This window comes from Paenibacillus caseinilyticus (genome assembly GCF_027533645.1).
GTDB lineage: Bacteria > Bacillota > Bacilli > Paenibacillales > NBRC-103111 > Paenibacillus_G > Paenibacillus_G caseinilyticus.
This window is the reverse complement of record NZ_JAQAGY010000014.1, coordinates 96,563-111,141: the sequence shown is the minus strand read 5'-3', so window position 1 is coordinate 111,141 and position 14,579 is coordinate 96,563. Positions and strand designations below refer to the sequence as shown.

Here is a 14,579-nt window from a genome sequence, read left to right as displayed (position 1 = left end):
CTCCTGCCTGTTCTATCAGAATCAGGCTCTCCCATGGGTATAGTACAACAAAACATCCAGTTTGTGCAAAATAAAATTACAAATTCCGACTTTATTGGAGGACAAGAGACACAGGAACGTTCTAAAAAATGACAAAAACACCGGCTCTCTTTCCCTAAACGGCCGGAAAAGCGAAGTGACGGTGTTCTTTACTGCGAGACTTTCGAGACTATGGCTGCTATTTATTCGTTGGCTTCACTTGTAAAAATTTGAAGACGATACGGCTCCCGAATATAGGCTGGATATCCGCCCACATGGAAAGACAGCGGCTGGACATAGGGCTTGTCAGCAATATAATAGAACCTAGTCTGTACATCATCGCTATACATACCGGTTATCGTGTTCTTCGGATCCGGATGCCCCATCGGGAATTCTCGCCCCTGCGCATCCGTGAACCCCGATCCGTCAAAGAGGTTATACCCTACCAGATGATCATCCGCGGCGATGCCTTTCAGCCGCAGCGTCATCTTCAGAAGCCCGCCGTCCTCTTCTTTGCTGATACCCCCTAGCACCATCTTCTGATCCGGAGCCTTCAGCACTTCCTGCGTCTCGGTGTTGATCACAATGGACATGTCGTCCTTATCCAGGGCCCGGAACATGGAGCCTTCCAGATACAACGCCTTCGGTTTGTGATAATAGGAGCTTTCGAACGTGACGGTATCTCCATCCTTCGAATCTTCCGACCCGCCAATCGATTGCCAGACGTGCCCGGTGTCGTCCGTCAGCCGCATATCGACCTGATCAAAAACCTGCTTCGAGTTCGCTTCGTCATACCGGAATTGGACGTTAATCCGCAAGGGCGAAACGGTCGCTTTCACTACTTCGATCCGCTGGCCTTCCATTAATAGGGTCCGGTGAATGTCCAGCTCCCGTTTCAAGGTCTCGAACCGGCTGCGGTCGATCTTGAAGGCTGCGCCCATCTCCACCGGTTCGCCATCCGGACCACCCAGGGTGCTGTACGCCGGAGAATGCTCCTCGGGGAGGGCTGCGACCTGCACGCGCAGCCGCACCTCCGCCGGCATGGGAACCCCCTCTGCCATCCGGATATCCAGTGTACCGCGCTGCACGCCCTCTTCATCCGATTCCCCCGCACCCTCCAGCCGCTGAGGCTGGCCCCACGACCAACTGGCTTGCAGATGGCGGCCGGAGCTGTCCATCACCTCCGGTTCGGTCAGAGCGACCCCCTGATCGTTAACTGCACTCCGGACGGAATAGAACACCACCAGCCGGGCGTCATCGGCCGAGATCGCATCTACCGTGAACGTCAATCCTTCCTTCTCATCCGAGGCGCCGATCGGCTGTATATACTCATTAGCCACAGCTAGCTGAACCCCCTGGTCGGATGTCTCCTGTACCAGCCGGACGAACACGCTTAGGCCGGGGATCTCCCGCAGCGCAGAAGCGAACACAGGCGAGACCCGGATACCGGCACTGAAGAGCAGGAATACAAGGCATGCCGCTGCAGCGCAGCCTATCCACCGTTTGCGGCGAACCGCCAGCTTCCGCTTCTCCCGCTTCCCCTCGTCGATACCGATTCGAATCCGCAGGCTCAGCTGCTCCTCCTGCGGCAGCTGCAAGCCCTTGTGCCGTAAGCCGGACTGCTCCAGGATCGCCTCTACCTCGGATTCTCCGCGGTCATGCATAGTCATATCCCTCTTCCTCCCCAACCGTTCTGCGAAGCTCCTTCAAAGCTTGGTGGAGCCAGGACTTCACCGTGCCTTCCGGCCGCTCCAGCAAAGAGGCAATCTCTGACAGCGTCATATCCTGATAATATTTCAGCACGATGACATGCCGCAGCTTCGGCTTCAGCCGCTCTACAGCTTGCTCCATGCGGATTCTATCGTCGGGCGCATCAGCGGCCGCAGCCTCCTCGCGGGTATGCGGTACGGGAAGCACCCTGCGCCTGCGTTTGCGCTCGTCGATACAATAATGGATCAGGATCCGGGTCAGCCACGTGGCAAAATACTTCGGTTCCCTAAGCCTCGGCAGCTTCAAATAAGCCCGGCATGTCACTTCCTGGATCGCTTCCAGCGCCTCGGGCTCACTCCTTAGGTAGGCGTACGCGATGCGGTACAGCTGCTCCTTCTGATCGCTAACCAGCGAGTAGAACGCATCGTCGTCGCCCCGCTGCGCAGCGCGAACCGTCTCCTCAGAGGACATGCATTGCCACTCCCTTTCGTACATTAGACGGAGAAGCGGCCAAAACGGTTTTGGTTAATCCGGTATTTGTTTCCAGCAAATTTGATGCCAGTAATGATCTAACGCAAAAAAACCACCGCAACGGGGCAAACCCGTGCATTCGGTGGCTTCTCCTTGCGCCTTCCACTTCCACTTCCTACATTCCGGTAGACGCAAAAAGTCATTCTTCCTGCATCATTGATCCGATTCCTGCTCCGTCTGCGCTAGTCCCTGCGTGCCGATCACGGCACAAGAGCCCGGATAGCCGTCGCTGGCCATCGTCTCCTCGAGATGCTCCCGCATGTCTTCGTCTCCAGGCAAATCGGCCGCAAGCCTTACGGCCGGCGGGTGGAACTCCACGTGTCCCTTGGGGTGGTCCGTCATACCGGTGATTCCTCCTTCGCGGTTAAGTATACGGGCTGTCATTCCCATATAGTATGGCCGCACAGAGGCAGGCTCACTCCAGAATCTTCCGAGCCCTGCCAAGACAGCGGACAGTCTCCCGCTACCCTGGCTCACCTTCCCTTACCCGGGCACCGGCGATCCACAGCGTGCTGCAATAGGAGCGGGTCACCCAGTCCATCTGCGCATACAGCTCTGCCGGAACCTCCGGATGCCGCACCCCGGTCATGGATCCGACAGGCAGCCCGAGTTCGTCCAGCATCCGGTGAAGCTCCACAGGCAGGAGCATGTTATAATTCGTCGGCTCCCCGCGCAGGCGGCGGTAGGCATCTTCATGCGGCAGGGTCCGGGGACCGAGACAGGCTACGATCACAGCGCCTCCCGGCGCCGTCACCCGCTTCATCTCGTCAAGCAGGGCCAGCGGACGCTTCACCCATTCGACCACCGTACAGGCTGTCGTAACCGCGAAGCTCCCGCTCTCAAAAGGCAGCGAGCCCCCGTCCGCCAAGCGGACATCCAACCCGGACGCCTGAGCCGCTTCCACCATAGCCGGCGAGAGATCCACACCGCCCGCCCGAAATCCCATGGCGGCATAGCGGCGCACCCCAAGACCCGGGCCGCACCCGACATCCAGCAGCGTTCTTCCGGCAGGCTCTCCCGCAAAATTCCGGACAAACTTCAACAGGTGCCTGCGGCTGCCCTGATCCCACAGTGCCTCATCCGAGAAGAATCCGCAGTAGGCGTCCCACCAAGAGCCGCCGAACGAACCGGCCGCCGCGTACTCCTCATCGTTCACCAGATCTCCCCCTCTTTTGTGCAAGCTCCGCTTTCCCGCGCGATCGCCAAAAAAAGAAACGCACCCGCCGAACGTCCGACCACCAAGTACATGATCTTCCGCTTCTGTCCCCCGGGTGCGTTTCGCTTCTAATAATAAGGTTTGATCATGAGATACACAATAACGCCGGTGAGGCTCACGTACAGCCAGAGCGGCATCGTCCAGCGGGCGATCCGGCGGTGCTTGTCCACCTGGTTCGTAATCCCCCTTGCAAAGGTGAGCAGTGCCAGCGGAACGATCGCCGCCGCCAGAACAATATGCGTGATCAGGATGAAATAGTATACCGGGCGCATCGCCCCGACACCGCCGTAAGAGGTGGATGGCGCCATCCCGTGATAGGCCAGATACGAGACCAGGAACAAGGCCGTCGTCGTAAAGGCCGCATAGATGAACCGGCGGTGCCACACGACATTCTTCCGCAGGATCAGGAACAGCGCCGCGAGCAGGAAGACGAACGTGAAGGAGTTCATCACGGCGTTGAACAGCGGAAGCAGCAGCAGGTTGAAGCCCTCGGCCGGGTCGATGTTCGGCAGGAACAAGAGCAGGATGACCAGGGCATTGATGCCGATGGAGAGCCCCACGACCCAGGGGACATAATTGAACGAAGAAGTTGGCTTCATAGGGTACAGCGGCTCCTTTGCGGGATTGTAATGGGTTTGTGCTTCGATCATAAGCAATGCCGCGCAGCGAAGTCAAGGCAGCGGATTACCGCAGCCCCCTCCGGGGACACCGGCCGTGAACGTTCTGTGACCTTCCTGCGGCAGCCCGCACCTCCGCAATTACCCGGGATAGGAACGTGAGTTCGTATGCCCTGCAAGATTCAGCAGAAGAGATCAGATACAGCGGGCACGGACGGATTCTCCCACAATCGAGTTACCTGTGCATTTACCTGCGCAATAAGCCGGAAAGCCTGCACCTGTGCGGACTTTCCGGCTTATTGCCCTTCAAGCTTGAGGGCTTGCGCGGGTACTATGTCCTCGGACATCGGCCCGGATGCTTCGCAGCGCTATACACAAACGTATGTTCCCTATCCACAGTAACCCACAGCAATTCCCATAGAAGGATTGGCAGCATCTGCAACGGATAGCGCACTCCCAATAGAGATAATGCGGCAAAAGATGCTGCGAACAACAAAGCGGGAGCTCCGCTGCTCCGGAATCTCCCGCTCTGCCATTCAGGCTATACCCCGCTTGCCGCTCGGGTGAGTACGGCCTGAGTCTTGACTACTTCTTGTTCTTCGCCAGTATCGCGTTCGCTTCCTTGCGGAACTTGGCGGCCGCCGTCTCCACACTCAGCTTCTTATACATGATCTGCTCGCTCGTATCCCGCAGCAGCTTCTCGATCTCCACAGCGCCTACCGGGCTCGGCGGATCCATCGGCGAGGAGTTGTTCTCCGCCCACGCGATATAATCGAAGATCTTGGTCTCGTTCGGCGTGAGCAGCGGCTTCAGCGCTTCCTTGACCTTGGAGGATACAGGCACGCCGCGGTCGCCCTTAATCAGCTTGTTCGCTTCGATATCGTTCACGAAGAAGGAGATGAACTTGGCAGCTTCGGCCTTCTGCTTCGAAGAATTCGTCACCGCAAAGTACATGCTCGGCTTCAGGAACAAGCCCTTATTCCCGTTCGGCCCCGGGAGCGGGTGCAGCTCAAGCGGCGTCTTCGCGAGGTTGGCCACCGCCAGGAACTGGTTGGACCAGCCGTTGGTCCACAGGGCGTTGCCGAGCAGCACCTCGTCTTCCTCGGCCGTCCCTTTCTTCTGCGCTTCTTTGTCCAGCGGGAGCAGGTAGCCGGCGTCGTACCATTTCTGATATTGGGTGAAGTAATCGATGAACGGCTTGTCGTCGGCGTAACCGAGCGCAGAGCCGTCCCCGTTGAACATTTGCTGTCCTAGTGACCTCAGGTAATACGGGAAGAACACATCATGACGGAACGCGAAGCCCCCGATCATCTTGCCGCCGGCTTTTGCCTTCTCGCCGATCGCCGTGAAATCATCCCATGTCCAGTTCTTCGCCGGCGGTGTCACGCCGACCTTCTTCATGAGCTCCGGATCATACATGGTCATGAGCGCATTGACCCCAAGGTTCATCGCCATGAGCTTGCCGCCGACTTCGCCGCCCGACAACGCATTCGGAGAGATCGACGAGACGTCCAGCGTGCCGTCCTTGGTGTAAGAGGTCAGATCCGCGAGCTGCCCCCGCCCAGCATACTGGGACAAGTACGAAATATCCATCTGAACGATATCCGGCAGCTGATTGGCCGCTGCCTGCGGGGCCAGCTTCTTCCAATAGTCGTCGAAGGTCGCATATTCGGCCTCGATCTTCACATTCGGGTTCTTTTGCTGATAGAGCTCTATGACCTTCAGGGTATAATCATGCCGGGCCTGGCCGCCCCACCATGCTATGCGCAGCTTGACCTGTTCGCCGGACGCCCCGCCGGCCGTCCCGGAAGCGGGCGCCGTGTCTCCGGATCCCGAAGCACACGCCGATGTGAGCAGCAGAGCTGCGGATACCAGCAGGGGGATTGTTTTTTTCATCGCTCTTCCTTTTGGTCCGGCAGCCGCCGTCCCAAGTTCCTTACTTTTCTCTCTACCTGTCTCTGTATTCATTTCTTTTTGTCCTCTCCTCTTCCCTTGGGAACTCCTGACATGCTTATTATCCCTCCCGGACACGCCCGAGGTAATGAAAATAGCCGTGTTTTTTGTTAAAAAAACAGAGGTTTATCCCATCGAGGTACAGAAAGCTGTGTCTCTTCATAACCAGAGAATCAAGATACAGCAGACAGGAATGGAAATTTATAAGGATGAGAACAAGTATATTGTTGGCACGGATCAAAAAAACAACATCCAAAAAGATACCGGCCATGCATTCTTGGCAATGTATGGGCGCATATTAAGAAACGGAAGAACATTCAGAAGTCAGGGGGTGGAACCAAGATGAAAAAACAATGCATACTGGTCGCATGCTCATTGGTACTGCTCGCCGCTCTCACGGCCTGCGGAGGAAACAAAGAGAAAAATAATGCGACAGGCAATACAGAGAACAACACCAATACCGGCAAACCCGAGAATACCGGTAATACCGGGACAGGCGGTACCGAAAACGGCGGGACGGCCGGAGGCAACACAGGCGGGACGGCTGGCGGCGGGACGGCAGCAGGCGGTACGGTCGATGCCCAGGCCGTCTACAAATCGCGCTGCATCTCCTGTCACGGAGCGAATCTCGAAGGCGCGATGGGCGGGAACACCAACCTGACGAAGGTCGGAGCCCGGCGCTCGAAGGAGCAGATTACCGCGCAGATCACGAACGGCGGCAACGGGATGATGGCTTTTAAGGAAATCCTGAAACCGGAAGAGATCAACGCGCTGGCGGATTGGCTCGCGGCGAAGAAGTAAGCGGAAGGCCGGCGGACAACGCCCGCGGCTTTCCTGCAGCAATCAGCAAAAAAAACGGCTCGCCCCGCTCCGAGAGAGCCAGGGGAAGCCGTTTTTTTGTGGGGCCTTGCAGCGAGCGTGCAGCGTGCTGGGCCTGTTCTTTTGTTCGAGCATGCCATCGTACAGCCAGGACTCAGCCTTTGACCGAGCCGCCCAGCAGGCCGCGGACAAAATATTTCTGAAGGCCGAAGAACACGGCCAGCGGCATCAGCATGGAGACGAAGGCGGCGGCGGTCAGCAGATGCCAATCGTTGCCCCGCGATCCGACCATATCGGCGATCCGCATCGAGAGCACCTGCACATCCGGCTGGGAGCCGATGAAGATCAGCGACACGAGATAATCGTTCCACACCCACAGGAACTGGAAGATCCCGATGGAGGCAATCGCAGGCACCGACAGCGGCAGCACGAGTTTCGTGAAGATCGTGAAGTTCGAAGCCCCGTCCATGAACGCCGACTCGAAGAGGTCCTTGGGCAGCTGCGAGATGTAGTTGAACATAAAGTAGGTTGCCAGCGGCAGGCCGAACCCCGTATGGGCAATCCAGATGCCGAGGAAGGAGCCGTTGAGCCCGAGGCCCGTAAAATCCTTCATGATCGGGATGAGCGCCACCTGGATCGGGACGACGAGCAGGGCGATCACGACGACGAACAGCGTGCGGCGCCCGGGGAACTTCAGCCAGGCGAAGCCGTAAGCCGCGAACGAGGCGATGAGCACCGGAATGACCGTGGCCGGTACCGCCACCGTGAAGGTGTTGAGGAAGGCGCGGCTGAGATCCGTGCCTTTCTCCGTCTGGGTGCTGCCATCCCCCATGGTAATGACGTACTCTTTGCCCGTCAGCACATTCTTGTAGTTATCGGTGGTGAACTGCGCACCGGCCGTCCAGGATGGCGTCTGCACATTCACGGTACGGGCGCGCCGGTTCTCCCAGATCAGCCTGCGCTCCCCGGCCAGCACACCGGCCCGAAGCTGTTCGTCGGTGTAGGTGACACCGAGCACTTCGATGGGGCCCCGCAGATCCGTGTCCTTGGACAGCGTAAGGGTCTCCGCCGTGGACCAATCCTTGTGGGGCAGCACCTTCCACCACCCCGACTGAAGAATGTCCGCCGCCGGCCGGAAGGAGGAGACGAGCAGTCCGACGGTCGGAATGAGCCAGATCAGACAGATCACCCCAAGCACGGCGTTGATCAGCCATTTGGAGCCCCCTTTGCGGACTCCGGATTTGCGCTTGCGCGGAAGCCCCGTAGCTGCACTTGCCATTATAACCCTCCCTCCTTCCGGAACTGCCTGAGATTAAACCAGATCACCGGGATGACCGCCAGCAGCAGCACAATCGCCAGCGTCGAGCCGTATCCGAAGTTGCGGTACATGAAGAACTGCCGGTAGAACTGCGTCGCGACGACTTCCGTGTCGTACTGCCCGCCGGTCATCACCATGACCACGTCAAAAATCTTCAGCGTGAACACGATGATCGTCGTCGTCACCGCCAGCAGCGTGCTCGAGATGTACGGGATCATGATGCGGAAGAAGATACGCACTTCCCCCGCCCCGTCCACCCGGGCCGCTTCCAGCAGATCCTCCGGGATGCTCTTGATCGCCGCGGAGAAGATGACCATCGCGAAGCCGGTCTGCATCCACACGAGGATGGCTACGAGGAACAAATTGTTCCACGGCTGCAGCATCGAGGTCCAAGCCATCGGCTCCCCGCCGAAATACACGACGATGGCGTTCAGCAGGCCGATCTGCTCCTGCTCCGGCTGGTAATAGTAGATGAACTTCCAGATGACGCCCGCCGCGACGAAGGAAATCGCCATCGGCATGAATACGATCGCTTTGGCTGTCCGCTCGAAGGAGCTGCGGTCCGCGAGGATGGCGATCAGCAGGCCGAGGCCGACACAGGCGGCGGTCCCGAAGACGACCCACAGCAGGTTGTTGCGCAGTGCGACGAGCAGCAGCCGGTTCGTGAACACCGCCGCATAGTTGGCGAGGCCCACGAAGTTCTCCGAGCCCGCATCGAGGAAGCTTAAGTAAAGCGTCCGCAGCGTCGGCAGGAGGAGCAGCCAGCCGAGCAGCGCTAGGGCCGGGCCGATGAATACGAACGGCTGGACCTTCTGCCGGACGCGGTCGCCGTACTGCTCCACCACCCAGTTGAAGGAGAGGAAGAGCAGGTAGATCCCGGCGACGCCCCATAGGACGGCGAGCAGCGTATAGAGCACCGGATGGATCGAAGCCGTGCGAAAATATTGGAAGATCCCGTAATGGACGGCGCCGTTCAGGAGCGGGACGCCGAGGGTGAGCAGGAGCAGCCGTCCGAAGGACGGCGCCCCCTGCTCCTTGCCGGTGGATGAGGCCTTCGCAGGCCCGGGAATGACGGGGTTCATGGAACCTCCCCCTTACTTTTTGTTCCAGCCCGCTTGAATCTCGTTCAGCGCGCCGTCCAGGTCAACCGTACCGCTGACATAATCCGTCATGCCTTTCCAGAACGTGCCTGCGCCTACAGAGCCCGGCATCAGGTCGGAGCCGTCGAAGCGGAGCGTCTTCGCGTCCTGCACAAGCTTCGCCATGCGGCGGTCGACGTCCGTGGAGTACCAATCGAGGGCCGCATCGTTCATCGGCGCGATGACGCCGCCGGACTGCACCCATGTCTTGATCGATTCGCCCTTCGTGAAGAACTGCAGCACCGCGCGCACTTCCGGACGGTCGTTGAACATCGCGTAGATGTCGCCGGCGACGAGCACCGGATTGCCGTACTGCGGATCGATCGGCGGCAGGTAGAACCAGTCGTAGTCGACGCCCGCTTTGGCCGTGTTCGGGAAGAAGCTCGTAATAAAGTTACCTTGGCGGTGGAGCCACGACTTCGCCGGGTTCGAGAACATTGACTTCGGCGCGTCGCCGAAGGAGGTGGTCACGATTGACTTGCGTCCGCCGTACACGAATTCATCGTTCAACCAGATCTCGCCCATCTTCTCGACAGCTTTCTTCACTTCCGGCGAAGTGAACGGCAGATCCCCTTTCACCCACTTGTCGTAGTTCTCCGGGGTCGTCGTCCGCAGCATGATGTCCTCGATCCAGTCCGTTGCCGCCCACCCCGTCGCCGCGCCGCTCTCGATGCCGATATTCCACGCCTTATCGCCGTCCTTGGCAATCTGCTGGGAGAGCGCGATCATCTCGTCCCACGTCTTGGGCACCTTGTACCCCGCTTCATCGAACTGCTTCTTCGGATACCACACGAGGCTCTTCACGTTGCTGCGGTTCCAGATGCCCGCCATGATCTTGCCGCTCGGGCCGTCCATCGTCGCCATATCGATCCAGGAGGCGTTGTAATTCTTCTTCAGCGCGCCTGCGTCCATGACCTTGTTCACATCGATGACTTTGCCCTTCTTCGCGAACGAGCCGAGCAGGCCCGGCTGCGGGAAGTCGGCGATGTCCGGCGCATTGCCGCCGTCCACCCGGATCGAGATCGTCGCCTCGAACTCCTTCGAGCCTTCATACTGGATATCGATGCCCGTCTTGCTCTCGAATTCCTTGATGCTCGTCTCGAACTTCACCTGGTCGGCGTCCGTGAACGGCCCGAACATCGTAACCTTGGTGCCCTTGTATTTGCCGGCGAGCGCTTGGTCGTACTCCGTAGACCCTGCAGCAGGAGCGGGAGCCGCGGCCGGGTCAGTCTTCGCAGGCTGCGTATCCTTGGCGGCCGGTGCGGTGGTTCCGCCAGCCGGTTCTGCTGCCGGTGCGTTGCCGCCGCAGGCGGTCATGAGCATCGAAGAAGCAAGAAGGACGGAGACGGCGGACATGCTTTTTTTCCCTAAGCGTTTGGACATCGGAGAGTTCCCCTTTCGTATGCGGCTTACGCCGAATGCAGGATTAGCATTTGAATGCGGTTACAAAAAAAGCAGTGAACGATGCATTCTATGGGCTGTGCCGAAGTGAGTTCATGTCTATCCGTATTTAATTCGCATCATTAATTATTAATGAACTTAATTGAAACCATGGAGGTTCACCTGCCCTGTATAGAGTTCATATCCCACAAGATCGGCCTTCTCTGAAAAGCTTTTCAGAGCGGGAGGAAAGGAGGCGTTTCCCCGCGCTCCCGAACCGGGGCGGTGGAAGACCGGATGATCAGTTCGTGGGGCAGATACTCCCGCAGCGGCTGCACCCTGCCGTGCTCGATCAGCTCATGCAGCTTCTCCACCCCCGTATAACCAAGCTTGTATACGGGCTGCGCGACGGTCGTAAGCTTAGGAATCGTCATCTGCGCCATCCGGATGTTGTCGAACCCGATAACGGACACCTGCCCAGGGACCTTCAGTCCCCTCTCGTGCAGGTAGGAGAGCACGCCCATCGCGAACTCGTCGGAAGCCGCGAAGACCGCCGTAAGCCCCGGCGCCTGCCCGAACAGCCGGCTGGCCGCACTGTGCGCCTCATCGTACCAGTGCTCTGCGCAGACGACCTGCCCGCTGTCATGAGGCAGTCCATGCTCCCGCATCGCGCGCATGAAGCCTTGGTACCGCGGCAGACCGGCGATCGTATCGCTCAGCGGAAGCGAGATCATCCCAATGTTCCGGTGGCCCAGCCCGATCAAATGCGAGACCGCATCGTAAGCCGCTTCTTCGTCGTTGATCTTCACCGATGCCAGCTCGTACTCGAGCGAATGCGTGGACACGAGGACGACAGGCAGCCGGAACCTCCGGATCTCCATATAATAATCCGGATACACCGTCTCCGAAGTGAACAGGATTCCGTCCACCTGCTTCTCGTTGAAATTCTCGAGATACGAGATCAGCCGCGTCTTGTCCCGGTCGGTGTTGCAGATCACAATGCTGTACCCGAGCGCTTTGGCCGCATCCTCCATCCCCCGGATCACGCCGGCATAGTACGGGTTGCGGATATCCGGGATGAGCACGCCGAGCGTATGCGACTTCTTGTTGATCAATCCCCGGGCAAAAGCGTTCGGGAGGTACTGCAGCCGTTCAATCGCCTGAAGCACCTTCTCCCGCTTTCCTTCCGCGACCGATTCCGGAGCGTTCATCACTCTCGATACAGTAGATATCGAGACACCTGCTAATTTGGCAACATCCCTGATGGTAGGTTTCATGGCGTATTTTTCCTTGGGCTGAGTTTTAGCGTTTCGTTTGAAAACCTTTTCAAGATAATCTGATTATAAATGGTAACGCTTACTTTGACAAGAATAAAATGGACATCTCGTCCGCAGCAGCCTTGGAGGAGCATTCTCGTACGGAATGCCCAGCCGCTCTCCCCTTGTTTGGAACCCTTAGCGGAACACTTTACCGAAATGCCTCTTCTGTCAGCTGCAGGTTCACCCCCATCGCAGCACGGCTTCCGGCCGCAGCCGCGATGATCAGCTGGGAAGGGCCAGCCGCAGCCGCATCTCCTGCCGCATAGACACCGGGAACACTGGTCCGTCCGAAGGCGTCCGCAAGAATCCCTCCCTGTCCGTTCATACGGCAGCCGAGCTCCGCGCCAAAAGGAACCGCCTGTGTCCAGCGCGTCCGGACGAATCCGCCATCCCGCCGAACCCACGTGCCATCTTCAAACTCCACACGCTCCAGTGCTCCATCCGTGCCCGAGAAGCGGGAGATCCGCCGGGTCTCGATCCGGAGCCCTTTGGCCTCCAATGCTTGCCGATCCGCTGGCGCCACCCCTGCCCCTCCCTGGGTACACAGCAGCAGATCCCGGCTCCAGTTGTACAGCAGCTTTGCCATGTAGGTCAGCTGCGGCCCGTCCGAGACCAGTACGAGGGCTTTATCCCTGAGCTCCCAACCGTCGCAATAGGGACAATTGAACAAGCTCCGACCATAGAAGTCATGGACTCCGGGAATGTCGGGCAGTGTTTCCTTGAAGCCTGCGGCCAGGATCAGCGTCTTGGCCTGCAGCCAGCTCCCGTTGTCCAAGGCCAGCTCCAAGGCCTGCGGGAAGCGTCTGACGTGAACCACCCTCCCGGCTGCCATGGCAACCGAAGGATACCCGGCCAGCTCCTCTCGTGCCAGACGCCGAAACTCCGAGGGGCGGATACCGTCGCGGGTCAGGAAACCATGAGTTTCCCTGCTCACCGCATTCCTGGGCCGGTTATCGTCCAGTAAAGCGACAGACCTGCGCGCTCTTCCAAGCACCAATGCCGCATTCAAGCCGGCGGGACCGCCGCCGATTACCGCGCAATCGTATACCATCGCTTCCTCCTTTGTACCGCGGGTTGCCTCGAATAGATAAAATATTTCTATATATATGAACTAATATATGATGTTTTGTTTATTGAATCACCGTGGTACGATACATTCCAAGGAATTCCAACTACACCCAACACATAGGAGGCGCTGGATATGATAGCCAAAGGATTGGAAGGCATTGTAGCCGCAGAAACCAATATCTCCCTGGTGGATGGTACAGAGGGACATCTCGTGTATCGGGGCCACTGGGCCAAAGAACTCGCCGTCCACCGCTCTTTCGAGGAGGCTGCCTACTTGCTCTGGCACGGCACGCTGCCTTCCCCCGCCGAGCTCCGGGAATTCACCCTCGAGCTGGCCCGCCAGCGCCGGCTCACCCCTGAACTGAGCAGCCTGCTGGGTGCCATGCCGCCGCAGGCTCCTATGATGAGCGTCCTGCAGTCCGCCGTCTCCGCCCTCTCCGGCTCAGAGCCCGCCTGGCCTCCGACGCGGGAGCAGGCCTTGCGGATCACCGCCCTGCTCCCGGTCATCATTGCCTACCGCCATCACCGGAGCGCCGGCACGCCCTGGAACTTCACCGAGCAGGAGGAAGGTCATGTCTCCCACTATCTTCGCCTGTTGTTCGGGCGCCCGGCCTCGGAGGCCCACGTGCGGGCAATGACCGCCTATATGATATTGGCCATGGAGCATGGCCTCAATGCCTCGACCTTCGCCGCGCGGGTCGTCTCCTCTACGGAGTCGGATATGTATTCGGCCGTAGGCGCTGCGATCGGCGCCATGAAAGGACCTCTGCACGGCGGCGCCCCCTCCGGCGTGCTCCATCTGCTGGATGAGATCGGCACGGCAGACCGGGCTGAACCCGTCCTAAGGGCGCTGCTGGAGCGCGGCGAACGACTCATGGGCTTCGGGCACCGCGTCTACAAGACCCGGGACCCTAGAGCGGAGGCGCTCCGGGAGGTCTGTACCGGCGTGGCGGGCGGCGATCCCTGGCTCGATCTCGCGGGTGCCGCCGAGCAAACGGCCATCCGGCTTCTTGCCGAATATAAGCCCGGCCGCCGGCTGTACACGAATGTCGAGTTCTACGCGGCAGCCGTCATGCGAGCCGTCAACATGCCTTCCGAACTGTTCACGCCGACATTTACGGCCGCCCGGATCGTCGGCTGGACCGCCCATGTGCTCGAGCAGGCACAGCATAACCGAATTTACCGCCCCCAATCTCGTTATACAGGCGTATTGCCTGACTGAATCATGTTCCAAATAAATGACCCGTACCGTACCGGCCGGGCGGCATCCCAGCCTCGCTCGGCCGCCGGTCGCGTCCCCCTTCCTTACCGCAAAAAGAATGGCTGAATACAGCTTCGCAGACTAACCCCTTCTTACATGATATTCGCGACTAAGTTCAGCCTATGCTACCTGTTAACCGGGGCAGGATCTGGAAAGAGATAAATTAGCTCTAGAATGAAGATTTGTAAACAAGTATATTGATATTAAATTTATTGTCTTCGCATTTATCT

14 protein-coding genes are annotated in these 14,579 nt (G+C 58.8%); 3 read left to right on the top strand and 11 right to left on the bottom strand.

The genetic code is table 11. The annotated features are described in order from the left end of the window. Positions 1 to 221: 221 nt before the first annotated feature. The 6 genes from O9H32_RS20305 to O9H32_RS20280 form a co-directional block, all read right to left on the bottom strand. Positions 222 to 1,688 carry a DUF4179 domain-containing protein gene (locus O9H32_RS20305; protein ID WP_269867960.1) on the bottom strand — a complete coding sequence of 489 codons (1,467 nt, stop codon included), beginning with the start codon at positions 1,686 to 1,688 and terminating at the stop codon, positions 222 to 224. After that, positions 1,675 to 2,199: a sigma-70 family RNA polymerase sigma factor gene (locus tag O9H32_RS20300; RefSeq protein WP_269867959.1), complete on the bottom strand. Its 525-nt coding sequence runs from the start codon at positions 2,197 to 2,199 to the stop codon at positions 1,675 to 1,677. The genes O9H32_RS20305 and O9H32_RS20300 overlap by 14 nt, the downstream gene beginning before the upstream one ends. 213 nt (positions 2,200 to 2,412) lie before the next feature. Then, a complete protein-coding gene (locus O9H32_RS20295; RefSeq protein ID WP_269867958.1) occupies positions 2,413 to 2,601 on the bottom strand; it encodes a hypothetical protein in 189 nt (62 codons plus the stop codon). Positions 2,602 to 2,722: 121 nt separating this feature from the next. Next, the gene (locus O9H32_RS20290) at positions 2,723 to 3,415 is read right to left on the bottom strand and encodes a class I SAM-dependent methyltransferase (protein ID WP_269867957.1); all 693 of its coding nucleotides are present in this window, start codon (positions 3,413 to 3,415) and stop codon (positions 2,723 to 2,725) included. A 128-nt stretch (positions 3,416 to 3,543) separates the two neighbouring features. Then, on the bottom strand, positions 3,544 to 4,074 hold the full coding sequence (locus O9H32_RS20285) for a DUF420 domain-containing protein (protein ID WP_269867956.1): 531 nt from the start codon (positions 4,072 to 4,074) through the stop codon (positions 3,544 to 3,546). A gap of 603 nt (positions 4,075 to 4,677) precedes the next feature. After that, positions 4,678 to 5,988, bottom strand: coding sequence for an ABC transporter substrate-binding protein (locus tag O9H32_RS20280; protein WP_269867955.1), 1,311 nt, complete (start codon positions 5,986 to 5,988; stop codon positions 4,678 to 4,680). Between the two features lie 145 nt (positions 5,989 to 6,133). Between O9H32_RS20280 and O9H32_RS20275 the strand changes: the two genes are divergently transcribed. Further along, the gene (locus O9H32_RS20275) at positions 6,134 to 6,391 is read left to right on the top strand and encodes a hypothetical protein (RefSeq protein ID WP_269867954.1); all 258 of its coding nucleotides are present in this window, start codon (positions 6,134 to 6,136) and stop codon (positions 6,389 to 6,391) included. Further along, positions 6,388 to 6,846, top strand: a complete 459-nt coding sequence (locus O9H32_RS20270; RefSeq protein ID WP_269867953.1) for a c-type cytochrome — start codon at positions 6,388 to 6,390, stop codon at positions 6,844 to 6,846. Before O9H32_RS20275 ends, O9H32_RS20270 begins: the two co-directional genes overlap by 4 nt. Before the next feature lie 172 nt (positions 6,847 to 7,018). Here the strand turns inward: O9H32_RS20270 and O9H32_RS20265 are convergent, their stop codons facing one another. From O9H32_RS20265 to O9H32_RS20245, 5 genes are all read right to left on the bottom strand, one after another. After that, positions 7,019 to 8,143: a carbohydrate ABC transporter permease gene (locus tag O9H32_RS20265; protein WP_269867952.1), complete on the bottom strand. Its 1,125-nt coding sequence runs from the start codon at positions 8,141 to 8,143 to the stop codon at positions 7,019 to 7,021. Then, positions 8,143 to 9,264 (bottom strand): carbohydrate ABC transporter permease, encoded by a 1,122-nt coding sequence (locus O9H32_RS20260; RefSeq protein ID WP_269867951.1) that lies wholly within the window; start codon positions 9,262 to 9,264, stop codon positions 8,143 to 8,145. Before O9H32_RS20260 ends, O9H32_RS20265 begins: the two co-directional genes overlap by 1 nt. A gap of 12 nt (positions 9,265 to 9,276) precedes the next feature. After that, complete coding sequence (locus O9H32_RS20255) at positions 9,277 to 10,704, bottom strand: ABC transporter substrate-binding protein (protein ID WP_269867950.1); 1,428 nt, start codon at positions 10,702 to 10,704, stop codon at positions 9,277 to 9,279. 233 nt (positions 10,705 to 10,937) lie between these two features. Further along, complete coding sequence (locus O9H32_RS20250; protein ID WP_269867949.1) at positions 10,938 to 11,978, bottom strand: LacI family DNA-binding transcriptional regulator; 1,041 nt, start codon at positions 11,976 to 11,978, stop codon at positions 10,938 to 10,940. Positions 11,979 to 12,168: 190 nt separating this feature from the next. Next, complete coding sequence (locus O9H32_RS20245) at positions 12,169 to 13,071, bottom strand: NAD(P)/FAD-dependent oxidoreductase (RefSeq protein WP_269867948.1); 903 nt, start codon at positions 13,069 to 13,071, stop codon at positions 12,169 to 12,171. A 150-nt stretch (positions 13,072 to 13,221) separates the two neighbouring features. Between O9H32_RS20245 and O9H32_RS20240 the strand changes: the two genes are divergently transcribed. Beyond that, a complete protein-coding gene (locus O9H32_RS20240) occupies positions 13,222 to 14,310 on the top strand; it encodes a citrate synthase/methylcitrate synthase (protein ID WP_269867947.1) in 1,089 nt (362 codons plus the stop codon). The last annotated feature ends 269 nt before the right edge of the window (positions 14,311 to 14,579 follow it).

Bases quoted from the DNA above. Each gene is read 5' to 3' on its own strand.
- O9H32_RS20255 (WP_269867950.1), bottom strand. From the start codon at position 10,704: ATGTCCAAACGCTTAGGGAAAAAAAGCATGTCCGCCGTCTCCGTCCTT.
- O9H32_RS20280 (WP_269867955.1), bottom strand. From the start codon at position 5,988: ATGAAAAAAACAATCCCCCTGCTGGTATCCGCAGCTCTGCTGCTCACA.
- O9H32_RS20265 (WP_269867952.1), bottom strand. From the start codon at position 8,143: ATGGCAAGTGCAGCTACGGGGCTTCCGCGCAAGCGCAAATCCGGAGTC.
- O9H32_RS20300 (WP_269867959.1), bottom strand. From the start codon at position 2,199: ATGTCCTCTGAGGAGACGGTTCGCGCTGCGCAGCGGGGCGACGACGAT.
- O9H32_RS20240 (WP_269867947.1), top strand. From the start codon at position 13,222: ATGATAGCCAAAGGATTGGAAGGCATTGTAGCCGCAGAAACCAATATC.
- O9H32_RS20245 (WP_269867948.1), bottom strand. From the start codon at position 13,071: ATGGTATACGATTGCGCGGTAATCGGCGGCGGTCCCGCCGGCTTGAAT.
- O9H32_RS20285 (WP_269867956.1), bottom strand. From the start codon at position 4,074: ATGAAGCCAACTTCTTCGTTCAATTATGTCCCCTGGGTCGTGGGGCTC.
- O9H32_RS20270 (WP_269867953.1), top strand. From the start codon at position 6,388: ATGAAAAAACAATGCATACTGGTCGCATGCTCATTGGTACTGCTCGCC.
- O9H32_RS20275 (WP_269867954.1), top strand. From the start codon at position 6,134: ATGAAAATAGCCGTGTTTTTTGTTAAAAAAACAGAGGTTTATCCCATC.
- O9H32_RS20295 (WP_269867958.1), bottom strand. From the start codon at position 2,601: ATGACGGACCACCCCAAGGGACACGTGGAGTTCCACCCGCCGGCCGTA.
- O9H32_RS20305 (WP_269867960.1), bottom strand. From the start codon at position 1,688: ATGACTATGCATGACCGCGGAGAATCCGAGGTAGAGGCGATCCTGGAG.
- O9H32_RS20260 (WP_269867951.1), bottom strand. From the start codon at position 9,264: ATGAACCCCGTCATTCCCGGGCCTGCGAAGGCCTCATCCACCGGCAAG.
- O9H32_RS20250 (WP_269867949.1), bottom strand. From the start codon at position 11,978: ATGAAACCTACCATCAGGGATGTTGCCAAATTAGCAGGTGTCTCGATA.